The sequence below is a fragment of the Pseudoalteromonas rubra genome (assembly GCF_005887115.1).
Lineage (GTDB): Bacteria > Pseudomonadota > Gammaproteobacteria > Enterobacterales > Alteromonadaceae > Pseudoalteromonas > Pseudoalteromonas rubra_F.
Window position 1 is genome coordinate 211,750 of sequence record NZ_PNCJ01000007.1, and the last position, 25,345, is coordinate 237,094.

General features: G+C 46.7%; 27 protein-coding genes. 6 read left to right on the forward strand and 21 right to left on the reverse strand.

Features of this window, described 5'->3' with window-relative positions; translation table 11 throughout:
• Nucleotides 1-136 precede the first annotated feature (136 nt).
• Nucleotides 137-1,036, forward strand: coding sequence for a Tim44 domain-containing protein (locus tag CWB98_RS04845; protein WP_138543836.1), 900 nt, complete (start codon nucleotides 137-139; stop codon nucleotides 1,034-1,036).
• Between the two features lie 50 nt (nucleotides 1,037-1,086).
• Here CWB98_RS04845 and CWB98_RS04850 read toward each other — a convergent pair whose 3' ends face one another.
• Nucleotides 1,087-2,613 (reverse strand): LytR/AlgR family response regulator transcription factor, encoded by a 1,527-nt coding sequence (locus CWB98_RS04850; protein ID WP_138543837.1) that lies wholly within the window; start codon nucleotides 2,611-2,613, stop codon nucleotides 1,087-1,089.
• Nucleotides 2,614-2,760: 147 nt separating this feature from the next.
• Here CWB98_RS04850 and CWB98_RS04855 point away from each other — a divergent pair, with 147 nt between their 5' ends.
• Nucleotides 2,761-4,251 carry an alpha/beta fold hydrolase gene (locus CWB98_RS04855; RefSeq protein ID WP_249364609.1) on the forward strand — a complete coding sequence of 497 codons (1,491 nt, stop codon included), beginning with the start codon at nucleotides 2,761-2,763 and terminating at the stop codon, nucleotides 4,249-4,251.
• 115 nt (nucleotides 4,252-4,366) lie between these two features.
• Here the strand turns inward: CWB98_RS04855 and CWB98_RS23885 are convergent, their stop codons facing one another.
• Together CWB98_RS23885 and CWB98_RS04860 are read right to left on the reverse strand one after the other, a co-directional pair.
• Complete coding sequence (locus CWB98_RS23885) at nucleotides 4,367-4,534, reverse strand: hypothetical protein (RefSeq protein ID WP_171045583.1); 168 nt, start codon at nucleotides 4,532-4,534, stop codon at nucleotides 4,367-4,369.
• Between the two features lie 98 nt (nucleotides 4,535-4,632).
• On the reverse strand, nucleotides 4,633-5,823 hold the full coding sequence (locus tag CWB98_RS04860) for a helix-turn-helix domain-containing protein (RefSeq protein WP_138543838.1): 1,191 nt from the start codon (nucleotides 5,821-5,823) through the stop codon (nucleotides 4,633-4,635).
• A 128-nt stretch (nucleotides 5,824-5,951) separates the two neighbouring features.
• Here CWB98_RS04860 and CWB98_RS04865 point away from each other — a divergent pair, with 128 nt between their 5' ends.
• A complete protein-coding gene (locus CWB98_RS04865; RefSeq protein WP_138543839.1) occupies nucleotides 5,952-6,656 on the forward strand; it encodes a hypothetical protein in 705 nt (234 codons plus the stop codon).
• Here the strand turns inward: CWB98_RS04865 and CWB98_RS04870 are convergent.
• From CWB98_RS04870 to CWB98_RS04895, 6 genes are all read right to left on the reverse strand, one after another.
• Entirely contained in the window at nucleotides 6,641-7,405 is a 765-nt protein-coding gene (locus CWB98_RS04870) for a substrate-binding periplasmic protein (protein ID WP_138543840.1), read from the reverse strand. The genes CWB98_RS04865 and CWB98_RS04870 overlap by 16 nt on opposite strands.
• A gap of 61 nt (nucleotides 7,406-7,466) precedes the next feature.
• Nucleotides 7,467-8,477, reverse strand: a complete 1,011-nt coding sequence (locus CWB98_RS04875) for a substrate-binding domain-containing protein (RefSeq protein WP_138543841.1) — start codon at nucleotides 8,475-8,477, stop codon at nucleotides 7,467-7,469.
• A 163-nt stretch (nucleotides 8,478-8,640) separates the two neighbouring features.
• The gene (locus CWB98_RS04880; RefSeq protein ID WP_138543842.1) at nucleotides 8,641-9,054 is read right to left on the reverse strand and encodes a hypothetical protein; all 414 of its coding nucleotides are present in this window, start codon (nucleotides 9,052-9,054) and stop codon (nucleotides 8,641-8,643) included.
• An 86-nt stretch (nucleotides 9,055-9,140) separates the two neighbouring features.
• Complete coding sequence (locus CWB98_RS04885) at nucleotides 9,141-9,389, reverse strand: hypothetical protein (protein WP_138543843.1); 249 nt, start codon at nucleotides 9,387-9,389, stop codon at nucleotides 9,141-9,143.
• A gap of 1 nt (nucleotide 9,390) precedes the next feature.
• A complete protein-coding gene (locus CWB98_RS04890) occupies nucleotides 9,391-10,329 on the reverse strand; it encodes an ornithine cyclodeaminase family protein (protein WP_138543844.1) in 939 nt (312 codons plus the stop codon).
• A gap of 9 nt (nucleotides 10,330-10,338) precedes the next feature.
• Complete coding sequence (locus tag CWB98_RS04895; RefSeq protein WP_138543845.1) at nucleotides 10,339-11,415, reverse strand: M24 family metallopeptidase; 1,077 nt, start codon at nucleotides 11,413-11,415, stop codon at nucleotides 10,339-10,341.
• 306 nt (nucleotides 11,416-11,721) lie between these two features.
• Here CWB98_RS04895 and CWB98_RS23890 point away from each other — a divergent pair, with 306 nt between their 5' ends.
• Nucleotides 11,722-11,880 carry a hypothetical protein gene (locus CWB98_RS23890; RefSeq protein WP_171045584.1) on the forward strand — a complete coding sequence of 53 codons (159 nt, stop codon included), beginning with the start codon at nucleotides 11,722-11,724 and terminating at the stop codon, nucleotides 11,878-11,880.
• 299 nt (nucleotides 11,881-12,179) lie between these two features.
• On the opposite strand, the gene CWB98_RS24700 is transcribed toward CWB98_RS23890, so the two are convergent.
• From CWB98_RS24700 to yceD, 10 genes are all read right to left on the reverse strand, one after another.
• Nucleotides 12,180-12,287 carry a hypothetical protein gene (locus CWB98_RS24700; protein ID WP_349304481.1) on the reverse strand — a complete coding sequence of 36 codons (108 nt, stop codon included), beginning with the start codon at nucleotides 12,285-12,287 and terminating at the stop codon, nucleotides 12,180-12,182.
• 194 nt (nucleotides 12,288-12,481) lie between these two features.
• Entirely contained in the window at nucleotides 12,482-13,495 is a 1,014-nt protein-coding gene (mltG, locus tag CWB98_RS04905; RefSeq protein WP_138543846.1) for an endolytic transglycosylase MltG, read from the reverse strand.
• Nucleotides 13,492-14,331 (reverse strand): aminodeoxychorismate lyase, encoded by an 840-nt coding sequence (gene pabC, locus CWB98_RS04910; RefSeq protein WP_249364610.1) that lies wholly within the window; start codon nucleotides 14,329-14,331, stop codon nucleotides 13,492-13,494. The genes mltG and pabC overlap by 4 nt, the downstream gene beginning before the upstream one ends.
• 42 nt (nucleotides 14,332-14,373) lie before the next feature.
• Entirely contained in the window at nucleotides 14,374-15,612 is a 1,239-nt protein-coding gene (gene fabF, locus CWB98_RS04915) for a beta-ketoacyl-ACP synthase II (RefSeq protein WP_138543847.1), read from the reverse strand.
• 83 nt (nucleotides 15,613-15,695) lie between these two features.
• Nucleotides 15,696-15,932: an acyl carrier protein gene (acpP, locus tag CWB98_RS04920; RefSeq protein ID WP_010374019.1), complete on the reverse strand. Its 237-nt coding sequence runs from the start codon at nucleotides 15,930-15,932 to the stop codon at nucleotides 15,696-15,698.
• 209 nt (nucleotides 15,933-16,141) lie between these two features.
• Nucleotides 16,142-16,888 (reverse strand): 3-oxoacyl-ACP reductase FabG, encoded by a 747-nt coding sequence (gene fabG / locus CWB98_RS04925; RefSeq protein WP_138543848.1) that lies wholly within the window; start codon nucleotides 16,886-16,888, stop codon nucleotides 16,142-16,144.
• Between the two features lie 15 nt (nucleotides 16,889-16,903).
• Entirely contained in the window at nucleotides 16,904-17,830 is a 927-nt protein-coding gene (gene fabD, locus CWB98_RS04930; RefSeq protein ID WP_138543849.1) for an ACP S-malonyltransferase, read from the reverse strand.
• 59 nt (nucleotides 17,831-17,889) lie between these two features.
• Nucleotides 17,890-18,933 carry a phosphate acyltransferase PlsX gene (gene plsX / locus CWB98_RS04935; RefSeq protein ID WP_138543850.1) on the reverse strand — a complete coding sequence of 348 codons (1,044 nt, stop codon included), beginning with the start codon at nucleotides 18,931-18,933 and terminating at the stop codon, nucleotides 17,890-17,892.
• A gap of 10 nt (nucleotides 18,934-18,943) precedes the next feature.
• Entirely contained in the window at nucleotides 18,944-19,114 is a 171-nt protein-coding gene (gene rpmF / locus CWB98_RS04940; RefSeq protein WP_010382129.1) for a 50S ribosomal protein L32, read from the reverse strand.
• A gap of 11 nt (nucleotides 19,115-19,125) precedes the next feature.
• Nucleotides 19,126-19,650 carry a 23S rRNA accumulation protein YceD gene (yceD, locus tag CWB98_RS04945; RefSeq protein ID WP_138543851.1) on the reverse strand — a complete coding sequence of 175 codons (525 nt, stop codon included), beginning with the start codon at nucleotides 19,648-19,650 and terminating at the stop codon, nucleotides 19,126-19,128.
• A gap of 120 nt (nucleotides 19,651-19,770) precedes the next feature.
• On the opposite strand from yceD, the gene CWB98_RS04950 reads away from it, so the two are divergent.
• Nucleotides 19,771-20,358, forward strand: coding sequence for a Maf family protein (locus tag CWB98_RS04950; protein ID WP_138543852.1), 588 nt, complete (start codon nucleotides 19,771-19,773; stop codon nucleotides 20,356-20,358).
• Here CWB98_RS04950 and CWB98_RS04955 read toward each other — a convergent pair.
• The gene (locus CWB98_RS04955; RefSeq protein ID WP_138543853.1) at nucleotides 20,320-20,988 is read right to left on the reverse strand and encodes an HAD-IA family hydrolase; all 669 of its coding nucleotides are present in this window, start codon (nucleotides 20,986-20,988) and stop codon (nucleotides 20,320-20,322) included. The genes CWB98_RS04950 and CWB98_RS04955 overlap by 39 nt on opposite strands.
• Nucleotides 20,978-21,940, reverse strand: a complete 963-nt coding sequence (gene rluC / locus CWB98_RS04960; RefSeq protein ID WP_138543854.1) for a 23S rRNA pseudouridine(955/2504/2580) synthase RluC — start codon at nucleotides 21,938-21,940, stop codon at nucleotides 20,978-20,980. Before rluC ends, CWB98_RS04955 begins: the two co-directional genes overlap by 11 nt.
• Nucleotides 21,941-22,449: 509 nt before the next feature.
• Between rluC and rne the strand changes: the two genes are divergently transcribed.
• A partial coding sequence (rne, locus tag CWB98_RS04965; RefSeq protein WP_138543855.1) for a ribonuclease E occupies nucleotides 22,450-25,345 on the forward strand: 2,896 nt, incomplete at its 3' end.

Sequence of the window (25,345 nt, forward strand, 5' to 3'; positions counted from 1 at the left end):
ACATATATAACCTAAGCAATTTCAGATACTTAGCATTTTCTTTGTGCAACACAACCAGATCCCGCTGTTGAAATCGCTTCGCTTCACCACATTGATTAATTACAATGCCTTCAGATCTAAAACTCAGAGGAACACCATGAAACAATTTGTTGTTTTAATGACATTAATTGCCGTTCTGGTATCAACCAGTTTCAGTGCAGAAGCACGGAAAAAGTTCGGCAGCAAAAAAAGTGCGGGTAAAACCCACGCTACCAGCACCACGGCACAGAAAAAACAAGTGGACACCAAAACACTGGCACCGAATACCGCCGCAAAGCCTAAATCAAACAAAAAAGGCATTATGGCTGGCGTATTAGGCGGCCTGTTGGCAGGTGGCCTTATCGCTGCAATGATGGGCGATGACTTCGAAGGTTTCCAGTTTATGGAAATGATCTTGTTTGCGATTCTGGCATTCGTACTATTCAAAGTCATAAAATCCTTCATGACTAAACGCCAGCAACCACATATGGCGGGGATGCCTCAAGGTGGTAACTTTGGTGGTGGTAACTTTGGCCAGAATAATGCTGATCAGGGTCAAAACCAGAGCGCTCAGTTCCGTCAGCAAGCTCAACCAACCACGACGAGCGGTGGCTTTGGTCAGAAGCAGGAGCAAGTACCATTTAATTTGCCAGCTGACTTTGATGTGAACGGCTTCTTACAAGGCGCCCGAGAGCATTATCATACCGTACAGACTGCCTGGAACCAGGGCGATTTTGCCACTCTGGCTGAGTACCTGAGCCCTGAACTGGTCGAAGAGTTTAAACAAGACCGTGCACAGCATGGCGATGTTGCAACAGAAGTGATGTTTGTTGATGCGCAGTTAGTGCGTGCAGAAACCTCACCGGTGGCCTGGGAAGTGAGCGTCATGTTCAAGGGTAAATACCGTGATCTTGGCGATAAGCAGGAAGAACCAATCCACGAGATCTGGCATCTGGAAAGAAAAACACAGGGCGATGCGCCTTGGGTTATTGTCGGTGTGGAAGATCTGATCGACTAAATCGACGTCTGTGCTACCAGAGCAGCTTTGCTGGTAGCACACAGTTTGTTTCATTCAATTGATTCCCTTACCTGACCAATTAAACGCCGACTAACCGGTACTCTCTGACCGTCACTGAGGTGTAAGAACGCATATCCAGCGACTGCTTTATCCTTATTCAACGCGACCTTTCTGACTTTGTCCAAATCAACAAGATAAGATCTGTGTACCTGCATAAATGTGGCGGGTAGTTTTTCTATCAAACTTTTCAGCGAGCCTGAATACAATCGCTCACCACCGCCTTCCAAATGCAGCTCAACATAATCGCCAGCTGCGCGGCACCATATCAACTGTCCTATATCAATACGCTCCGTTGAGCTACCAAAAGTGAGCTTGAGATACTGCTGTGCGTCTGTTTTATCCAGTTGCGCCAGTTTTACCTGCAATTTAGCAATGGCCTGTTGGTCTATCATGCTCTGGATTTGAAGCTCACCAAGATGACGAATATGCAATCCCAAAAAAACCCCAAGCAATGCGGTGACCATGATATAGAACAACAGACTGTGAAATGACTGTACGCTCAGTATCGACGCCAGAAGGAACGCACATTGCGTCGCAACGAATATCAGAGCTTTATTGGTACGGGACTGATAATAATATCGGCCAGATACCAATATCCCAACGAGTACCGGAAAAGCCACAGCCAGCGTTGTTTTCTGGTCAAACCCGGGACTAAAAAATACCATAAGCAAGGTAAGGCTCATACTCAGAGCCAGGATCGTCAGCCGGGTATTAATAAGGACCTGACAAGAACGCAGCAGGTATGCCAGTAATCCACAGCCGAAGCCCAACGCACACAGTAAGATCAATATGAGCCTGACGTCATGCAAAGGGTAAGGATAACTGATCCAACCGCGCAACTGCTCTAGCGCCAGTTGAACGGCAGCAATGCCAAACAGCCAAAGCAGCCCTGCCGGGATCTGAGCCCGCAAAGGGCTTAACCTCAGGATCAGCAAATAAAGCACCCCGAGGACCAGAACACACAAAATGCTCAGTTGAATATGTGGCTCTATGCCAAAGTATTCTGTGCTGTTCTGGTACTCACCCAGTGCTGCAAGATGCAACGGTGAAGATAAGCGCAAAAGGCTCTGATGAGAGGACAGATGCATGACCACCCAGTTTTCACCTTCTTTGATGACATCGGTAGGGACATAAAACCGAGTGTCCATACGCCCGGCCAGCTCTTGCTGACCATCGAGAGCAACACGGCCATTCGTGCCGAGCAACCTGCCATTCAGATAAACCTCACTGGAAGCTTTCGCGAACAGATAAAATGCGTATGGCCCCGTACGCTCTTGCCAATGCTCAGATAAATGTAATCGTGCCTTTAACCAGATAGCTTGCCCCTGTGGATCGCTACTGAAAAATGACTGCGTCTTACAAGCTGGCTCTTCAAAAGTTGGTATCGGCCCACCGCCCGGGCACACCCACACCTGATGATAATTTATGTGTGTCCAATCTAGCGCGAACACATTGCCAGACAACACCAGCAGTGTACAGAGCACTGTTCGCAATAATCTACTGTCACGAAATCGCACAGCTTCTCCTATGTCGACCTTTGGTCGGCTGAATTCAACCGCTTGTCGATATTACTATTAAGATCAATACATTCGGTAGAATATCGCATGATATTTGGTCTCGAACAAGCTTAACTGAGTGCACTTCCAACCAACAAGATCATCATTATGAAAGACACCCGCTATGACGAATTTCGCAGCTCTATATTGCGAACACTACTGTTCATCATCTTAATCATGTCCTTTGATACAATCAGTCAGGAGCAACACCAACCAGCTTATGAGAATGAGGAGGCTATTACATTTAAGACTCAGGACAACCAACAAGTCGCTGCCTTTTCAGGTTTTATTACCGTGCCAGAGAATCGCACTCAGGCAAGTAGCCGAACTATTCGTGTTCACTATGTACGATTTCCAGCAACTACCAAGAAACCCGGCAGCCCCATTGTCTACCTTGCCGGCGGCCCCGGTGGGTCAGGCATTAAGACAGCCGAATATGCCAATTTCCGATTTCCTTTGTTTATGGCCCTGCGCGAATTTGGTGATGTGATAGCACTGGATCAACGCGGTACAGGTAAATCCGATCAACTCCCCGCTTGTCAGTCAGGCATTTACACCAGCACAGATACGCCACAAACCGATCTGGAAATTACCCACCTATATCAGCATGCCGCACTCAAATGTGCCGCATTCTGGCAGACACAAGGATATGATATTAAGGGGTACACAACAGAGCAAAGTGCAGAAGACCTGGATGACCTCAGACGTCATCTCAAAGCCAAAAAACTGACTCTTTGGGGGATCAGTTATGGCACTCATCTGGCGCTGGCTGCAACCAAACTGATGCCCAATAAGCTGGACAAGCTAGTGCTGGCCAGTGTTGAGGGACTAGACCAGACAGTCAAACTGCCGGCTCGGACAGATGCCTACTTTGCCCGGGTTCAGCAGGTTATTAACACTCAGCCTAAAGCAAAGGCGCTGTATCCCGATATTGCCGCACTGATCCGTCGTGTACACAAGCGCCTTGATACGTCTCCAGTAAAAATACAACTAACTGATAAAAATGGGGAAAAAGTCGGCTTATTGTTCCAGCGCTGGCAGATGCAGCGCCTGGCATCAGCAATGATAGCCGACCCACATCGGGGTTTGAAACGTTTGTTGGCACTTTATCGGGCTTTGGACATGGGGAACGTTGAACCGCTTCAGCACATCGCAAATAGAGGTTATTTCAGCGATAATCAAATTAGTTTCAGACTCATGCCATTCGCCATGGACATAGCCTCCGGCATCACACAGCAAAGGCTGGCTCAGGTTAACCAGCAAAGCACAACAGCATTGCTTGGTGCCTATTTAAACTTCCCTATGCCTCAATTGCAGGGGGTCATTGCCGAATTGGACTTAGGTGATACGTTTCGCAAAGCCCCAGTATCTGATGTATCGACATTAGTGCTGTCGGGCTCATTAGATGGCCGCACTTACCCACACAGTCAGCTGGACGCCGTCAGGAATTTTAGCGATGTGACGCAAGTCATCATCGAAAATGCAGGGCATAATCTGTTTATGCGCTCGCCACAGGTGACGGAAGTGATAAAAACATTTTTAGCAGGTAAATCGGTGCAAACCAGCAATATCAGAGTACCACTGGTAGAGTTATATTGAGCAGGTATTTGCATCAGTAATTACAACTTCTGAGTTTACAGAGAAAAACACCTCAGTAGTGCTCAATCGCAACAAATGATGTTAATGCGATTGAGCTGACCTTTTCTCCGACTATTTACACCTGGCAGGCTGCACGCGTACAACTCCACCTGTCAGTCAGCGTATTACATAGTTCATAGTTGGTAATATCTGGTGGCATACCACCTGCGATAAAAGGTGTTTGTGCATCGGCAAGCTTTTTTGTGTTAGTCAAATTTTTTAACTTCTTAATTTTCAGTTTCATATTATTTCCTTGTTTATTTATCACTCACCTTTTAAGCTAACAGCTACCCCCCAACCGAATCAACAAAAAATAAACAAAAATACAACACATTTATCACACTATGTATTCGCACGTGTATGCTTCTTATATTCTCCTGGTGTCATGCCTGTGTGAGTCTTAAACGCCTTGTAAAAAGAAGAGCGCGCGTTAAAACCCACTGCCATGGCTATATCAAGCACAGTTTTATCACCGGTGCGCAATAGCTCCACGGCGGCGTCAATCCGAGCTTTATTCACATAGTCAAAAAATGACTTACCTAATGTCTGATTTAAAGTTTGAGACACATAATTTGCAGATACTTTCAAATATTCCGCCAGTTTGTAGAGGGTCAGGTCCGGCTCCAAATAGAGCTTTTCTGTGACCACGGCAGTGTGTATTTTCTTTGCAATACGTTTTGCCTGCTCATCACTCAACGCCGAATGCTGGTATTTGGCTAAAACTGACCGCTCTGCTGCCTTGTCGCTTAGTACGTTTGACCTCTCTGGCTGTTCGGTAAGATGATAAATTTTGTCGAACCCAGGCTTCTGTCTCAAAGACCAGTAGAGCAACAGCCAGATAGTTACAGCGGTCAACGTCGCGACTCCCCCCTCACGCAAGAACGTGGGCTGTGCACTCAGATCCTGGATAAGGGTCAGCGCCAGCCAGCCCCAGGTAAATACCATCAGGGTTAGCACAACACCTAACCAGCCCAGTTCACGCTCTTTAGTACTGGCAAATACCGCATGCAACTGACGCCGATAAGTAAGCAAATTACGCCAGGTTTTAACCACATAAATCAAGCTTTGCAACGGCCAGAACAGCATAACAGTTATAATAAACCACACAGTGAGTCGCGCATCATCTGCCAGCTCAACGTCACCTTCGGCAAAAAAGATACTAAACAAGGCGCTGTCAGAAAGCCGCAACAAGCTGGCTGACAGCACACATGAAATACAGGCCGGAACAAAATGCCACAAACTTTGGCGGGTAAAGAGCCAGGGAAGCTGTGAGGTCAACCCTCTCGTATAGAGGTAAAAACAGGGAAAAAGTAACAACCATGCCGGAACAATCGCCGCAATATAAACATAACGCGCTGCGGGGAACTGGGCGAAGATAAGTGGGCCAGATAAGATCACAAACAAAGAAAATAGAAACAGTGCCAGTGCCCGGTAACAATGCCAACGTTGCACTCTGCCAGCCAGAATTGTCAATGCAAGCCCTAATGCACCGAGTAAAAAAGTGTAGACAAACGTCAATTCAGCACCAAACAAAAGCTCAACCTTATGATTTTTATACTTATAAATAACAATACTGTCCTAACCTTTAGTATTGGACGACAGCCTGTGACTGCCAGTATAAAGTGCATTACCAACACATCGCAATAAACAGGAATAACAAGATGGAACAGATTACATTGACTATGCTGATACATATAATTACTGGAACCGTTGCCATAATTGCAGGGGGTATCGCTATAGCGGTTGCAAAAGGAAAGTCCTTACACGCCGCGGCAGGCACTTGGTTTGTCTACACTATGCTCATAATGGCGCTAAGCGGCACCTTAATCGCAATATTACAGCCCATGATTATCACAGCTATCGCAGGTATCTACACTGCTTATCTGGTCATTTCCGCGTGGCTGGCAGTCAAGTCAGCACCGAATACTCGAGGAAGATTCGATTACGCTTTCCCAGTGTGTTCACTGCTGATCATCATCGCCTGTATGTACTATAGTGGTCAGGCAGGCTCGAGCCCAGCTGAAATGAAACATGGCATCAGCGCTTATGATTACTACTTTTTTGTATTACTCGCCAGCCTGTCTTTTATTGGTGACGTACGCCTGGTGTACTCCGCAGGTCTGGACTCAGCGCCACGACTGATACGCCATTTATGGAGGATGTGTTTTGCTTTATTTATATCGGTTGGCTCATTCTTGTCACAAGGCGCAGTAAAAGTCGTGCCGCAGGCACTTATAGACTCAGGTCTGTTAGCAATCCCTGAGCCCGTAATCTTACTCGTTATTGTGTACTGGTGCCTAAAACTGAGCCTGGGTAACAAAATACGCCAATGGCGAGCCAACCGTACTACTCATTCTTCTTCTTGAGACAAATGCTGCCGGCATAGTTCAGTCACGACTGCACTTTGCCGACAGTGTTGTGAAATTACCTGATTCTCGGCTTTTTTTATCAGTATAGCCAGCTCACCACTGTGTGTCATACGACGTAACACGTCATCGACTTTTTTAACCCAATGCCTTTGGTCCTTGTGGACATAATGGTATAACTCCAGCACTCGAAAACTACTCTGATGCGGTACAACATTCTCAATGCCAGCCTGAGCCAGCATGACTAAACCGTCGATACGATTGGTCAGTGCAACATCGGCCAATCCCTTAGAAACCAGATTCAATGCTTGTATTGTGGTGTCCGTGTCCTCTACCTTGGACATTCCTTTAGTGATGTTATTGGTGTGTTTTACACCGCGCACTTTTGCAATTCTATAATTACTCAAATCCTGTTCACTTTGGAGATCGACATGACTATCACTGCGAACAAAGGCCATGGTCTCTAGCGTGTAATAAGGGGTTGGTACGCGAATAGTATGCGGATTTTCATCGCCATAGCTGTATATTCGCATGATTTCGCCATGTCGCTTTCCGCTGCGCACCAGCTGCTGTGCCCGCTTGCCCGGGTAAGGCGTTATCACAATCGATACATTAAGCTTGCGGTACACCTCAGGTAAGACCAAGCGCCCTACTTCCTGCTCAATCAGATAATTAATTGATACAAACTGTAAGGGCCCAGCAAACACGTTGTCGCACCACAACAGCAACAATAACAGGGACTTCTTCATTGGCTTACCGAGCTTTTAAGGTAATGTTTATTCGATTATTTTAGTATCACTAGGGTAAATATCAATGATTGGTCGTGCAAGTTGCAACATTGCCCTTGTTGCAATAGTGATAATCCAGGTAGTAGTGTGATTGAGCTGGCTTCTTGTTCTGGGTAATAAACTGGTACAGTAGCTCAGCCCCCAGACGTCCCATTTCAAAAGGCTTCTGACCGATGTTGGTCACAGATAAGCCTCGTTGAAGCGCTTTAAGTTGCGTGTTTTCTGTATCAGCGGAGATTATCACCCGTTCCTTGTTAGCGATCAGCGTTTTAAACTGCGCCATCCGGGCTATGTAGTCAGGGTTAAATTGTGCAAACCCGGCAACAGCCAGAAATATGGGTGAATTGGGGTACTTCATCATTGTAACCAACTGATCCAACGCATCAGCTCGTCTTCCCATCGTAAAGAGTGGACAACGGTAGTGCTCTATCCAGCCATTTTCACCAGACATTCTGGCTTTACTTTGCCCGGACAACGCAAATCGCACGCCCGCAATACGTTGATTCAGATTAGGAGTTGTCTGATGCCCGGACTGCAGGCAGATATATTGTTTCGACTCGGTTTTAAAGCGCTTTGCTTCTTCTCCGAGTGCCTTACCAAAATCAAAATTATTGGTGCCGACATACGCTAAGCGGTATGCCTCATGTTCTTTAAGTAAATCGGAGTCAAAGGTAATGACTGGAATGCCTTTCTTAGCAGCCAGTTTGAGTGCACCATCAACAAGGAACTTTGAATCTGTAGTTGAAATAAGCAGACCGTCGATGCCTTTTTTGATCAGCTCTTTGACTATCAGAACCTGTGTCCTGACATCCTGATAGTCGTCAGCACCATCGTAAAGACAATTAACATTGGGGTAGTCATGTGAAAAGTGCACGCACCCTTTATGCGATTGCTGGTAGAAGCTGTCGTTTTTGGTCTTTCCGACCACGGCAATATTGATAGGCGTGACCGCATCATTGGCACCAAAGGCCAATACCTGAGAGCACGCCAGTGTGATAAAAAGGAGAGATTTCTGTGCAACCCATTGGATCATGCAGGTGCCTGGCCCCGTAACTGCCTACTTTTTGACAGTGTAACCAAATCACATTAAAAAACAATCACCTTCATGCTTATTGCAAGCTGCTTACAGCTCAAAGAATGATGAAAAGTCAGGCTACTTCCCAGGTATCAGCACAGCCTTTAAGCCATCTTGATCTTTACTTACAACTAAATGCCAAAGTGATCTGATACGGTTCACCCATAGAATCTTCGGCTATACCACCACCAATACTCATTGCAGCACCAACATCATCAACTGCATTCTCACCTAAGATCCACATTGCGGTGCCAGCTGCTTCGACTGCCGTCGCTATGTTGCGTTTTTGCAAGTACTCCTGCTCAGGCATTGATCCCATATAAGTAATGTTTTCATTTTGAATGTAAGCATGACCGCGCTCTTGCTCATCGCAATAATGATTGGCCTGATCTAGCGCTTCCTTACCCGCAGCCTCTCTGGTCTCAGCAGTCAAGTTTACATAGTGCTTGCCGTCAGCTGAAGGACGAACGTTATTGTGATGTGCGCAACCACTTGCAAAGATGGCGACCAAAGAGAATGCAATCCAGTTTTTCATGATGTTTACCCTGACTAATATGTATTTATTAAGGCAGAGTATATTCGGGAACACCGTGGCATTCAGTGAGAGAATGTTGAAAAATGTTATCTCTGTATCACACCGTCACTCGCTGCTAATATCTGGCATGGCCGCCCGGATTTGAAACGCTCGTATAACGCATGGTCAAACAAAATCGTGTCACTCACCCTCTGATCAGCATATTGGTAGGTTACCAGCATATGCGCCTGATGACACACCAACGGGTTAATCAGACGCTTATCACTGACAAGCACTAAATCAATGACCGGGCACTGACGATAATACGGTTTCTCTTTCCTTGAAAGGCGCCACATATTAACAATGCTCCATTACCAGTTTGGCAGCAATCAAATCACTGAGTGCTGTACCTACCGACTTAAACAAAGTAATTTCACTATCGAGGTTGCGCAGATAACGATTTTCCCGAGCCATATCAGCCAGCTCCCCCTCAACCTGCTCGGCTTTAAATACCCCTTGCTGTATTGGGATAAGTAGTTCTCCAGCTTCATTCAAGACGTTAGCTCTGCTGTCCACAAACACACGACTGGCAAGTAAAGTCGCAGTATCTATTTCTCTGGCATTTTTGTGATGATTACCTATCAGGTCAATATGTGTACCTGGTTTCAACCAGCGCCCGTCAAATAGTGGCTTATGGCTTCCTGTCGCAGTGCAGATAACATCTGCCGAACTGATCACCTCTGCACTGCTTTGACCTAGCTCGAATCTAACCTCAGGAAACATAGCCACCAAAGACGCCTGAAGGCTGGCCGCTTTATCGGCATTTCTGGCGATCAGCGTTACCTTTTTATAACCCCTTACGGCCAGATGCGCGCGGACCATGTAAGGTGCCAGCTTGCCAGAGCCAAACACCACCAAATGCGTGGTATCTTCTCTGGCAAGGTATGATGCTGCCAGAGCTGACACCGCTGCCGTGCGCCATAAAGTCACCTGGGTGCCATCCACCAGCGCCAACGGTTCACCGTACGCACGATCAAACAACATAATCTTGGAGTAAAGGCTGGCTTTACCATGGACGTCATTGTCGGGGAAATAGGTGAAAGCTTTTACACCAATGACAGTGTCATTCCATGCTGGTAGCACAGCGAATGCATCATGATTATCGGTATGTGTATCCAGTTCAAAAACACTGCGCTTTGGCATAGCATGCTCGCTGGCAAACCCGCACTGAAGCGCCGCAATCAGATTTGGAAATGTGAGCGCCTGATGAACCTGTTTACGGTCGATGATTTTCATAATCTCTTCTTAGAGCTCAAAATGTTGAGGGGAGTGAGTAAGGAGCTCATAGCCAGCTTCAGTGATAGCAATATCTTCTTCCAGCCTGACCCCACCATAACCCGGAATGTAAATACCAGGCTCTATGGTAATGACATTGCCCTGTTCAAGATGATAATTGACACCGGATTTGATGAAAGGCTGCTCATGTAAGAAAAGCCCCAGGCCATGACCTAGTCCCTCACCTGCATATTGAGCAAAATCACTGTCAAGCAGCACAGCATGGGCAGCCTCATTCAACACCTGACAATCTAAACCAGCGCGCGCTCTAGCCAGAGCTGCTTGCTGAGCTGTTTGCACTGTATCAAACATTGCCCGTTGTCTGGTACTTGGGGTGCCATACACATAGGTCCGTGTCATATCCGAGCGATAGCCGTCCACAACAGCACCGAAATCAATCAGGATTAAATCTCCATGCTGAAGTGTCTGCTTTGAAGGATTTCCGTGTGGTAAGGCACTGCGTGCACCAAACAGAAGTATGGTGTCAAACGAAACGCCCTCAGATCCTAATTTTTGCATCCGATAATCTAACTCCAATGCTAGATCACGTTCACTCACCCCCTCTTTTATTAGAGGTAACGTATCTGCCAGTGCCTGATCAGCTATCTGTGCAGCCTGACGAATGCGGGTAATCTCATGCGCGGTTTTAACCTGTCTTAATTGTTCTACCAGCCCGAGTATTGGCGTTAGAACACGGCCTGAGAGTTCCTTACTGATCTGCTGCCACTGGCCTACATCAATATGAGCTGCATCAAAAGCAAGTACCTTTAACTGCCCAGATAAACGGCTCAGGCATTGACCCAGGCTTTCAGTATCTCGGTGCCTGAGTACCACTTCAGCCTGTTCAGCTTCTTTCTGTGCTCGCTCAAAGTAACGATAGTCGGTAATCAGTAAACACTGTTCATGACTGATCAATAGCGTGGCTGCATGACCACTGAATCCACACAAATAACGAATGTTCTCATAACCGAAGACTAGCATTCCCTCATAGCCGGATGTCAGAAGCTGATTGCGTAAACTGGTTTGCCGTTGTATATACTGACTCATCTTAGAAAAGACCTATTTCATACCTCAATAAGCTAAGCCTACCAGACAAAAATAGCTTTGAATACATTATACCAATAAAACATTTTTCATCATAAAACCGTATTACTTCATCTTTAAATCAAAGATAAGCATCTTAATATCATACTTTTAAACTAACGTACTCTTGACTAACCATCATAAAAAACCAATAATGGATATTGTATGCAATAAGCATACAGTTTGAGCGACAGCTGTAGACCATCACTTTAACCTAGTTGGCTCAGGTAGTGTTGCTCTTCAATATTTGAAAAGATAAGGAAAATTGAAATGAAAATACTTTTAAAGAAAAAAAGCCTGAAAGCCCTTACACATCAAGCTATCATCAATAAAAATCTAACCGCAGATGTGGTGGGTGGTGGCCTGCCTAATCCCCATACGGCGCATGCCGGGGACTGTCAGCCACACACAGACTGCGGTAACTGCTAAGTCAGGTAACTGAGAGGGATATCACTCCCTCTTTTTGAACAATGAATCAGAATAATAAAAAGACGTAAATTAGATCTACAATAAGCGCCTTTTTACGGACTAAAACTAAGGCGCCTCTAAAATTTAGCTTTATGATACTCTCCAACGGTCGACACTTTCTCCCACAATCGCAGTGGTCTGCTACCTGTTGGTAAGTTCACTTAATGGAATACTTTGGTATCAAGCTTGTCACCGAGTGCCTTACGCCACTTTGTCACGCAGCTCAACGAGGCATTCTGGCACATCGGGCCAATATCTGATTACAGCATGTTCAGCGCTATCTGAAAGTGATGTCCTGGCGCTGCATCGCGATAAATCAGCGTTTTCATACCAAAGCTTGGAACAGCTTTCATGTCTTTGAGATTGATGGCAAATACACCGGTCGGCTATCATCCATATAAAGCACACTGTAATAGCCACCCGGTGCAACGACTCCAACTTTTTTTGACAATGCGGCGAACTGCTACTTTTTGAGGCGGTAATGTCGAGAAGTATTGCGGTGCTTTTTTATTTATACAGCCGCTTATGACACGCTTTGATAATCATGACTATTGTCGCTCACTCACCCACTTTGCTTGCTCAAAATATAGCGCTGTACTGCCTGATTATGCTCTCGTAAAGACTTTGAAAAATAATGGCTGCCGTCACCTTTGGATACAAAATACAGATAATCTGTTTGCGCTGGCTGAGTTGCCGCTTTTATCGCATCAAATGACGGCATGGCGATAGGAGTCGGCGGTAACCCTCTAATTCTATATGTGTTATAAGGTGTATGTTCACGTAAGTCACGGCGCTTGATATCACCGTCAAAACGCTCACCCAATCCATAAATGACCGTCGGATCCGTTTGCAATCGCATCTTGCGGTTCAACCGATTGACAAATACAGACGCGATAACTGGGCGCTCCACTGCTTTGCCGGTTTCCTTTTCGATGATTGATGCCAGGATCAGTGCCTCGTAGGCTGAATTGATAGGAAGATCCTCTGAACGTTGTTGCCATGCAAATTTCAGTTGCTGCTGCATACGCTCACTGGCACGTTTTATCAGGGCAGATGCTTTACTGTGCGCGTGGTAATGATAGGTTTCGGGATATAACCAGCCTTCCGGATGAAAAGCCTGATCACCGGACAGCCCTGCTGTATCAAGGCGCATGTGCTTTGCCACGTCCGCTTCGTTCAGGTCAAAGTGAATAAACGGTGCATCTTTGAGGTTTGTCAGTACCTGTTTAAAGGTTTGCCCTTCAATAATGGTGAACATGAAATCGGCCTGCGCCCCGGCACTTAGCTTTGATAGCGCATCGAGTACACTCAAACCTTGTAATTCATAGACACCCGCTTTGACTTTGACCCGCTCGGGGAATATTTTGCCGTAAACCTGATAAGGCAAGCAGCTGTCTACCCAGCTCTGGCGTTGCCAGCGCTGGCAAATGGCCAAAAAGCTGTCTCCCCGCTTCACCTCAAAGTAGTGGGTATCGCTGCGAAGTGGTGCATCCTTAAACTCTGAAATGGTGTGCGTGGCTGCCAGTACAACAATGACTAATCCCAACAGCAAAAGTAAAATCAGCTTTTTAATCATGATCTAACAACAAGCTCCTTTGCCCAGGCATGCGCCTTTTCCAGGTTGAAACAATGATTATCAATCTGACGTACCGGCACCAGGCCCATCAGGCTGTTACACAGATAAACAGCGTCAGCCACATAAACAGACTCCAGGCTCAGAGAAGTCGTTTGAATGGCGTTATGCTGTTGCAGGCTGGAGAGAAAAACGCCCTGGATCCCACAGTGAGATAAATCGGGCGTATACCAGTACTTATCTTTATAGATCAGAATGTTGGCTGCAGAACTCTCTATGACCAAGCCCTGTAAGTCCATCACAAGTACATCATCCGTAGCTTTATTGGCAGCATTTTGCTTGATCAGCACCTGCTCCAGACGGTTCAGTGTTTTCAGCCCGGCTAACGTAGGTTGGTGACCCAAACGAACATCAGACAGGGCGAGAGTCACGCCCTCATCACGCCAGCGCGCATAATGAGTTGGATACGCCGATAGCGACACTAGGGTTTTCACCTGAACCTGGTCGGGCAAGCTATAGCCTCTGCCGCCCTCTCCTCGGGTGATCACCACTTTGAGCACGCCTTCATCCACATCCCTCGACGCGCTCTCGCATTGCTCTGTCAGTGCCCTAAAGTCTAGCTCTGGGAAATACAAAGCACGTGCGCACTGCGCCAAGCGTTTTAAATGGCCTTCCCAGTGCTCCAATTTACCCGTTGAAATTTTAACCGTTGTAAAAAAGCCATCACCGTAATTGAGGCCACGATCCAGACTACTTACCTGCTGCATTATTCTTAACCACACCAAATAGATTGACCCAACTGTATCATATTCGCCATTCACACGGTGCCATATAGACATAAAAAAACCCGGCATTGCCGGGTTCTTATACTGAGTTAGCTATCAGACTTTCTTAAACAGCAAAGAGCCATTTGTGCCACCGAACCCAAATGAGTTACATAGCGCATAGTCTAGCTTAGCATCACGTGCCGTGTGTGGTACGTAATCCAAATCGCACCCTTCATCAGGATTATCCAGATTGATGGTCGGTGTTACTTTTTGATGTTGTAACGACAAAATACTGATGATCGACTCTACAGAACCCGCAGCACCCAATAAGTGGCCCATCATAGACTTGGATGAGCTTACCATCACGTCTTTCGCCGCATTACCAAAGATAGACTTCACTGCTGAAGTTTCTGCTTTGTCACCCGCCGATGTAGACGTACCGTGGGCATTGATATAACCGACCTGCTCGGCATTTACACCTGCGTCTTGTAAGGCATTTTCCATCGCCAGCGCAGCACCTGCACCATCTTCTGGCGGTGACGTCATGTGATAAGCATCGCCACTCATACCAAAGCCAACCAGCTCTGCGTAGATTTTCGCGCCACGTGCTTTCGCATGCTCATATTCTTCAAGCACGATCACACCCGCGCCGTCTGCCAGGACGAAGCCGTCACGATCTTTATCCCAAGGGCGAGACGCCGCTTGTGGATCATCATTGCGTGTCGATAAAGCGCGCGCTGCACTAAAGCCACCCATACCGATTGGGGTTGACGCTTTCTCTGCACCACCGGCAACCATCGCATCCGCATCGCCGTAGGCAATCATACGTGCCGCGTGCCCGATATTATGCAGGCCTGTCGTACATGCCGTCACAATAGAAATATTAGGGCCTTGCAGGCCGTGCATGATGGACAAATGACCTGAGATCATATTAATGATGGTCGAGGGCACATAAAAAGGAGACAACTTGCGCGGGCCACTGTTGAGCAGCTTCACATGGTTTTCTTCAATCAGTGTCAGGCCCCCGATCCCAGATCCCACAGCGACACCAACGCGTTTGGCATTTTCTTCTGTGATTTCCAGTCCGGAATCTTTAAGCGCCTGTACGCCCGCCGCGATACCGTACTGAATGAACAAGTCCATTTTCTTGGCATCTTTCTTTGACATGTATTGAGTCTCGTCAAAATCATTGACCAGACCCGCAAATTTGGTACCGAACTGAGTTGTGTCAAAGTGTGTGATATTGCGAATACCACTTCGGCCTTCTAACAAGCCCTGCCAGGTTGACTCCACGTCATTACCTAGCGGCGTCAACATACCTAAGCCAGTTACTACGACTCGACGTTTAGCCACGGTTTCCTCCAAAAGGGATTTTCGAAATGATGGGGGGATAAAGAATCAGGGCAGCGAACGCTGCCCTAATTTAAAGTCGTTAATTACTCAGCGTGAGCAGTAACGTAGTCGATCGCTGCCTGAACAGTCGTGATTTTCTCAGCTTCTTCGTCAGGGATTTCAGTGTCGAACTCTTCTTCCAGAGCCATTACCAGCTCAACAGTATCAAGAGAATCAGCACCCAGATCGTCTACGAAAGACGCTTCTGATTTTACTTCTTCTTCTTTAACACCTAGTTGCTCAACGATGATTTTTTTTACGCGTTCTTGGATGTCGCTCATTCTTCTTTCCTTTATTTAAACGCTATCGCGTTAATTTCAGATTGCGGCGTAGTTTACGGCGCATCATACTGTGATTCAAGGATTGACCATGACTTTTTTTTCTGGTCAAACCTGTTACTAAATATTTTGTACTTTTATCGCCTATTTTAATAGCGATTTCAAGTAAGATTGCCGCAAGATCACAAAAACTTCAACCTCGCGTACAATTGTTACACCATGTACATAGCGCCATTTACGTGCAAAGTTTCGCCTGAAACATAGGCACCAGCATCTGATGCAAGGTAAACCGCCGCTGCTGCGATCTCTTCTGGCTTACCAAGACGCCCTGCTGGCACGTTCGCGAGCGTTGCCGCCTTTTGCTCGTCAGTTAGCTCATCAGTCATGTCTGTTTGGATAAAACCAGGTGCGATAACATTCACAGTGATACCACGTGATGCGACTTCGCGTGCCATCGACTTCGAAAAACCAATCACGCCAGCTTTAGCCGCTGCATAGTTCGCCTGACCAGCGTTACCCATTGTGCCTACTACTGAGCCGATATTGATGATACGGCCTGATTTTTTCTTCATCATAGGACGCAAAACCGCCTTCGACAAACGGAAAATTGAGCTCAGGTTAGTATCAAGGATATCATCCCACTCCTGGTCCTTCATTCGCATCAACAGGTTGTCACGGGTAATACCGGCATTGTTAACCAAGACATCTACATCACCCAGGTCTTGTTTGATTGCCTGCAGAGTTGCTTCAATTGACTCAGCATCGGTTACGTTAAGTTTGTACCCTTTACCATTTTCGCCGAGGTAGTCAGAAATTTTTTCTGCACCTGACTCACTTGTTGCGGTACCCGCTACTTTTGCACCTTGTGCAACCATCGCATTTGCAATGGCTTTACCAATACCACGGCTCGCGCCTGTAACAAGTACTACTTTACCTGTTAAATCAAATAGGTTTGTCATCTTAATTTCCGTTATTTACTTTGCAGATGTAAGAGAAGCAACGTCGTTTACCGCGCTACATGCAACAGATTTATCAATGCGCTTTGCCAGGCCAGTCAGGACTTTACCTGGACCAAACTCATACGCCTGCGTGATCCCGTCTTTTGCTAATTGCTGAACCGTCTCAGTCCAACGAACCGGACTGTATAACTGGCGAATAAGCGCATCTTTAATCGCTTCACCACTTTCTTGCGCAACAACGTCGACATTATTGATCACTGGAAAGTTTGGTGCTGAAAACTCGATTTCGGCAAGATCTGTTGCAAGTTGCTCCGCAGCCGGTTTCATTAATGCACAGTGAGAAGGCACACTCACCGCTAATGGCAATGCACGCTTCGCGCCCGCCTCTTTACAAGCTTCTGACGCACGCTCTACCGCTTCTTTATGACCAGCAATGACCACCTGGCCCGGAGAGTTGAAATTGACCGGCGCCACGACTTGATGCTCAGACTGTTCCTCACAGATCGTCGCAATGGTATCATCATCCAGACCTATGATTGCAGCCATAGACCCCGTACCAGTCGGTACTGCTTGTTGCATATACAGACCACGTTTTTCAACCAGTTTAACGGCAGTAGACAGTTCTAGTACACCTGCACATACCAGGGCAGAGTATTCGCCCAGGCTATGGCCAGCCAGCACCAATTCAGCATCGACCTGCTCGCTCTGCCATTGACGGAAAATAGCCACACTGGCTGTGAGCAATGCAGGCTGAGTACGGTGTGTTTCATTTAATTCGCTTTCAGGGCCGTCTAATACTAATTTAGCCAGGTCATATCCTAATGCAGCAGAGGCTTCTGCAAACGTATCCTGAACAACTTGAGAAGTTTCTAATAATTCCGATAGCATGCCTACGCTCTGAGAGCCCTGGCCTGGGAATAGTAAAGCAATCTTTTGTGACATAGTGTGCTCTTTTGATTTCTATATTCTGCCTTTTCCTTAGCCACACTATTTGGATGAAACTAGGATCTGGCAGATGTCTCTTCAACCGGCGCCATTTCTTCAAAGGCCGCCTGGATTTTATCTGGAATACGTCTATCGATCTCTCTGGCTGCTTCTTCAATCGCAGCCATAAATGCCTTCTTCGACGCATTTCCGTGACTTTTCACTACAATACCGCGCAATCCTACCAGACTTGCGCCGTTATACTGGTCGGGGTTCACACGTTTATACAGTTTTTTTATGACGGGCCTGAGTAAAAACGCCAGACATCGGTAAAAAAGGTGTTTTTTCAACGCTTTTGTGAACTTAAACATGATAAGTTTGGCAATTCCTTCACAAGTTTTCAATGCGACATTGCCAACAAACCCCTCACATACAATGACGTCTGATTTACCTGAAAATATATCACTGCCCTCACAATACCCCTGATAATTGATCACTTTGCAATCATGCATAAGCTTGGCTGCTTGCTTAATACCATCGTGACCTTTTATATCTTCGAGGCCAATGTTAAGCAAATGAACTTTGGGTTTGTCGAGTTTAAGCGCGGCACCTGCAACAATCGACCCCATTATAGCAAACTGCAACAGGGTTTCCGGATCACATTGCACGTTAGCGCCAAGATCCAGTAGATACACAGGTTGTTTCTTTTCAGTGGGTACGGAAGTGATCAGTGCTGGTCGCTTTATACCAGGGAGCATCTTCAGTACATAGTGCGCCATCGATAGCAACGCGCCCGTATTACCAGAGCTCACACAGGCTTGTGCCTGACCGGCTTTGACCAGATCCAATGCTACGCGCATAGAAGAATTTCGCTTGTTACGTAACGCCTGAGCGGGATCGCAGGTATTGGTCACCACTTCATCACAGTGCTTAACAATAAGACGTGGATGAGACAGTGCATTGGCTTTTTCGAGCGCCTCTTCCAAAACGGAACGATTGCCACATAAGAGTAGGATTAAGCGAGGATGTTTTTCGACTGCAGCGATTGCGGCAGGAATTGATGAACGGGGGCCGTAATCGCCCCCCATCATATCTAACGCTATGGTTAGATCAGCGTGCATAAGTAATCTCTTACTTAGAAATTACTTTTTCGCCTTTGTAGTAACCGTCAGCAGTTACGTGGTGACGACGGTGAGTCTCACCAGAAACTTGATCTACAGTTAGTGTAGGACCGTTAATAGCATCGTGTGAACGACGCATGCCACGACGTGAACGTGACACTTTACTTTTTTGTACCGCCATTAGCCTATCTCCTAAGAATCTTTCTTAAGTTGTTTTAAAATTTCAAATGGATTTGGTTTGCTCTCTTGTTCTTCTATATCACCAAAGCTAACTGGCTTATCAGAAAATGAACAGGATGCTTCTGTATGCTTAGGAACGATGGGGATCGCCAGTATCAACTCATCTTCGACAATTTGCCGCAGATTAATCTCACCTTCTTCATCCAACTCCACAACATCATAGCACTCAGGGAGTTCTTCCGACTCTGCACCTAATCCGACTGGCGAATACGCAAAGTCTTGTTCCAAATCCAACCCTAATTCATCGTTACAACGCTGACATAACACGGTGACTTTGGCTTGCACGCTTCCACGTACTACAACCAAACCTTGCTGGTCTGTTTCGCAACGAATAGTTACCGCTATTTCACCTACTTGATCTTGCACAACTTGCTGCAAACGAGAAAGTTCTTCAAGCGCAATAACACCGTCATAACTGGCCCGGCGCTGTGCCGCTTTGCAAGGATCAATGGTGATGGGAATTTTCACCTTTTGCATAGGGGCTGCATCATATAGATAGTTAGTGCTTTAGTCAAAGCAAAATTAAACTTTCATATTGTTTTTAACCACGTTGTGATTATCCTATGGAGAATTTTCTACAACGCAGTGACGGTACTTATGAAATCACCACTTATATTAGCCTCCAGCTCGCCATTTAGGCAGCAAATTTTAGCAAAATTGTGCCTGCCATTTGACAGCTTTTCTCCCGACATTGATGAATCAGGTTTGCCTGCTGAGGCGCCTGTTGAGCTGGTTGCCAGGTTAAGTGAAAGCAAAGCGCGTGTCGCGCATCAACATTATAGCAGTGGATTGGTGATTGGCTCAGATCAGGTCGCTTTATTTGACGGCAAGATCCTCGGCAAACCTCATACGGTGGAAAATGCCCATGCACAGCTTAAACAATTCAGCGGCCAGGTGGTCACGTTTCTCACCGGATTATGCGTCTATCAGCTTGAGACACAGCGGGCTGTTACTAAAGTCGTGCCGTTTAAGGTCCATTTTCGTCAGCTAACAGACGCCCAGATAGAACACTATGTCGCAAAAGAGCAGCCGCTTAACTGTGCGGGGAGTTTTAAAAGTGAAGGACTGGGTATTTGCCTGTTCGACAAACTAGAGGGAGACGACCCCAATACGTTAATTGGGCTCCCTCTGATCGAACTGACTAAATCACTGGCAGAGTTCGGCGTCGACGTACTCGGGCAATAAAAACGCCATAAGCTGTGCATAATTATCGCATACGGCTAACGGCACGTATTTTTTAAGCTGCGCGGCACTGGCCGCGCCGAGTGTTACTGCAACGGCAGGCACATTCGCATTATTGGCCAACTGCATATCAATAGCGGTATCACCGACCATGACGGCATCATCAGGATTAACATCCAGCTCGCATAAGATTTGTTGCAGCATATCCGGATCGGGTTTTGATTTTGCGTCATCTGCCGTTTTAGTAATACTAAAATAATCACTCAAGCCACTTTGTGCCAGCAGGTTATCCAAACCAATCCGACTCTTTCCTGTCGCGACAGCCAACAAGTACCCTTCAGCTTTGAGTGCAGACAGCAACACTTCAACTCCGGTAAAGACCACTGCCGGAGTTGTGTCTTCTTTATATAGGCGCTTATAAGTCAGTGCTAAATCAGCCACGTTTTCTTGATGCTCTGGGAACAAAGTCGCCATGGCCTTTTCTAACGACAAGCCGATTATTGACTTGGACGCTTCATCAGAGACAGGGTCAAGGCCATGGGCGGTCGTCACTTTACGTATGGTATTAACAATTTTTGGTACTGTGTCCATCACAGTACCGTCCCAGTCGAATATAACCAGCTTACGCGTCATTATTGCTCCTGAGCTTAGACAAACAATGCTCCAGCGCTTTATCTAATGGCGCTTCGACATGTAATGTGGTTTCATGCTTTGGATGAATAAACCTCAGCTCCCGGGCATGCAGGAATAACCGACCCAGGCCCATCTGACGCATTCTGCTGTCGAACACCTGATCGCCATATTTATCATCACACGCTATTGGGTGGCCTTTACATTGCGTATGTACACGGATCTGGTGAGTGCGCCCCGTGACCGGTGATGCCTGCACTAACGTTGCCCCCTCAAAGCGTTCTAATACCCGAAAACGAGTGTGTGAGGCTTTGCCCTCTTCTTGATCAACCCGCACGACCCGCTCACCCGACTGCAGCGTATTTTTGCGCAGTGGTTCAGTAACATTCTTATGTTTAGCCGACCACTCACCACACACCAGTGCCCAGTAATTCTTCTCCATGGTTTTTTCTCTGAGCTGTTCGTGCAGCCCTTTGAGAATAGCGCGACGTTTCGAGATCAAGAGACAGCCCGACGTATCGCGATCGAGACGATGTACTAACTCTAAATTTCTTTCTTCCGGACGCAATGCACGAATGGCCTCGATCAACCCGTAACTTAAACCACTGCCGCCATGCACCGCCATACCTGATGGCTTATTGATTACTATCAAGTACTTATCTTCATACAGAATCGCGTCTTCCAACCCGGCGACTTTATCCAGATTTTTTGGTACAAACTCGGATTTCTCAGCAACTTTTACCGGCGGAATACGCACTTCATCATTCAGTTGTAGCTTATAAACTGGCTTCACCCGCTTTTTGTTAACCCTGACCTCCCCTTTGCGAAGAATTTTGTAGATTGCACTCTTTGGCACCCCTTTAAGGTGGGTAAGCAAAAAGTTATCTATACGCTGACCGAGTTGGTCTTCTGTTATGGTTACAAAACTTACCTTTAAGCCGGTTTTTTCTGACATTGCCTAATCACTGAATTGAGTAATAATTTAGTTGCTATCACGCGGGTATTAGTGGGATAATCGGCCCGCCTATCTTTGCGAGCGTGCTTTTTATCGCATTGATGCCGCTGTGATGCACATCTTGGGTGGAGGATCATACAGATTAGAGCTGAGATTTCCACAGCTTTATCGACCAAGCCCAGTGACAAATACGTGCGTTTAATCTGAAATGAAGCGTGTAATAGTTCATTGCACTGATTAAACACAGCTAAATAACCGAAATTAAAAGCAATAATTATTAATGTCTTGTGTAGTTTAGTCGGGATAGGTTCAGGCCCGTGCGACATCCGCAAGTTGAGTAAAACACTCAGTAACCCGCCACTTATAAAGCAGTGTGGCATAAGCGTTACATGCGGAAGTAAATGATTGTTCCCGTCTCCCAGTCGTGAGACTGCATTATAAAAATAGGAACACTGACCCCCTGAACTAACAAGCACAGGCAAAGTGTAAAAATTAAGTAGAGTAAAAATATGAAACGTATGCTGATCAATGCGACGCAGCAAGAAGAAATGCGCGTTGCACTGGTTGACGGCCAGCGTCTGTACGATTTAGACATCGAAAGCCCTGGTCATGAACAGAAAAAAGCCAATATTTATAAAGGTAAAATCACTCGTATAGAACCTTCCCTAGAAGCCGCTTTTGTTGATTATGGTGCTGAGCGCCACGGTTTCCTCCCTCTCAAAGAAATTGCCAAAACTTACTTTCCTTCAGGCTATACATTCAACGGTCGCCCAAACATCAAAGATGTGATCAAAGAAGGCCAGGAAGTCATTGTTCAGGTTGATAAAGAGGAACGAGGCCAAAAAGGTGCAGCACTGACCACCTTTATCAGCGTTGCCGGCAGCTACTTGGTACTCATGCCTAATAACCCTCGTGCAGGCGGTATTTCTCGTCGTATCGAAGGCGATGAACGCATCGAATTGAAAGAAGCGTTGAGCCGTCTGAACCTGCCAAAAGGCATGGGTCTGATTGTGCGTACAGCAGGTGTAGGTAAATCTTTTGAAGAATTAGAATATGACCTGAAGGCGTTGCTGGTACACTGGGAAGCAATCCAGAATGCTGCAGACAGCGGCAAAGCGCCGTTTTTAATCCATCAGGAAAGTAACGTTATCTTCCGCGCTATCCGTGATTATTTACGCCGTGATATCGGTGAGATCCTGATTGATAAAGCCCGTGTTTTTGAAGAAGCGAAAGCCCACATTGAGCGCTTCCGCCCTGACTTCATCAATCGAGTTAAACTTTATCAAAATGATGTTCCGCTGTTCACGCACTATCAAATAGAAAGCCAGATTGAATCAGCTTTCCAACGTGAAGTACGTTTACCTTCTGGTGGCTCAATCGTCATTGACCCGACCGAAGCACTCACCTCTATCGATATCAACTCCTCAAAGGCAACAAAGGGTGGTGATATTGAGGAAACAGCGCTAAATACCAACCTGGAAGCCGCTGACGAGATTGCTCGTCAATTACGTTTGCGTGACCTGGGTGGTCTGATCGTTATCGACTTCATTGATATGACACCTCCGCGTCACCAGCGTGAAGTAGAGAATCGTCTGAAAGATGCGGTACGCGCAGACCGCGCCCGAGTACAGATAGGCAAAATCTCACGATTCGGTTTGCTCGAAATGTCACGCCAACGCTTACGCCCTTCGTTAGGTGAAGCGAGTCAACACACATGTCCTCGTTGTGATGGGCAAGGGACCATTCGCTCGAACGAATCGATTGCGCTTTCTATCTTGCGTCTGATTGAAGAAGAAGCCATTAAAGAGAATACAGCTCAGGTTAATGCACAAGTACCAGTTAAAGTAGGCTCTTACCTGCTGAATGAAAAGCGTCGTGCTGTACAACGTATTGAGAAACGCCACAACTGTGACGTTGTGATCATCCCTAACCAGCATATGGAAACACCACACTATGACGTGGTACGCCTGCGTAAGGATGATGTGCCGGAAAGTGTGAGCTATGAGCAAGTCGTTACGCCTGAAGTAGAAGTGGCTGCCGCACCAATTGCAGCACCTATCGTCAAAGAAGAACCTGTTCTGAAAGGCGTTGCCATGCCTACAGCACCAGCGCCGGCTCCACAACCTGCAGAAGCGACCAAGCAACCTCAGTCACAAAAGAAAGTTGCGGAAGAAGCTGGATTATTGAGTCGTATCGGCAAATGGCTTAAGGGCTTGTTTGGCTCTGAAGAAGAGCAAAAAGAGGAAGAGCAGCCTAAACAACAGCCCCGTCAGCGTCAGGATAACCGCCGCCGTAACCAGCAGCGCCGCAAAAATCGCAACCGTAATGATCGCCGTAACGACGAACGCAATGATAATCGTAAGGCTGAACAAGACACCAGCGATACTAAATCACGCAAAGATGAGCAGAGCGATAATCAGGAGCGTAGTGAAGGCCGTAACAAGCGTCGCCGCCAAAACCAGCGTCGTCGTAACGACTCGGATAAAGCGAAGCAAAGCTCTGAGCAAAGTGCTGAGCAAAAACAAGACAACGCAGAGCAGGCAAACCAGGACAAGCCAGTTAAGCCACGTCGCCAACGTCGTAACCTGAAAAAGAAAGTACGTGTTGAAGGTGAATCAAACAACGCCCAGACTACTGAGGTAAGTGCTGATGTACAGCCTGAGGTTACGGATATCCCTGTACAAAAGCCTGAGCAAGAGCAAGCGGTTACAACCAACGTCGCTAAAGAGGCTGCACCTCAAAAAGTGGAAGCTAAGGTACAACATGCTTCGGAGACACCAGCAGAAGAAGTGGCTGAGCAAACTCAACACAACCAAAAAGTTGAGGAATCAAGCGAAGAAGATAAAGAGCAACGCGAACAACCGCGCACTCGCTCTCGTCGCTCTCCTCGCCACCTAAGAGCTGCCGGGCAAAAGCGTAAGCGCAACGAAAGCAAAGATGCAGCACCCGCGTTTGTGCCTGTCGCAGATCAGGCCGCCGCAGAGTTTGAAGCTGAAATGAGCGCAACTGCAAGAGCGCAAGTCGAAGATTCTGAGGCAATACCAGCTGTTGATGGAGATCAGCCTGATGAAACCCAAGCGACTGTAGCACCTAGTACTGAAGCTCCGGCTGAAGTAGAAGTAGAAGTAGAACAATCTCCTGCTACTGAAGCAGCGCAAGAAGTGCAAACTGAGGAAGCGCCTGCTACTGAAACACCGGATGAAGTTCAACCAGAAGAAGCTCCGGCTACTGAAATTCAAGTTGAAGTACAAGCTGAACCAGCTCCGGCTACTGAAGCACTGGTTGAAGTACAAGCTGAACCTGCTCCTGCTACTGAAGCAACGGTTGAAGCACAAGCTGAACCAGCGCCTGCTACTGAAGCACCGGTTGAAGTACAAGCTGAACCTGCTCCTGCTACTGAAGCAC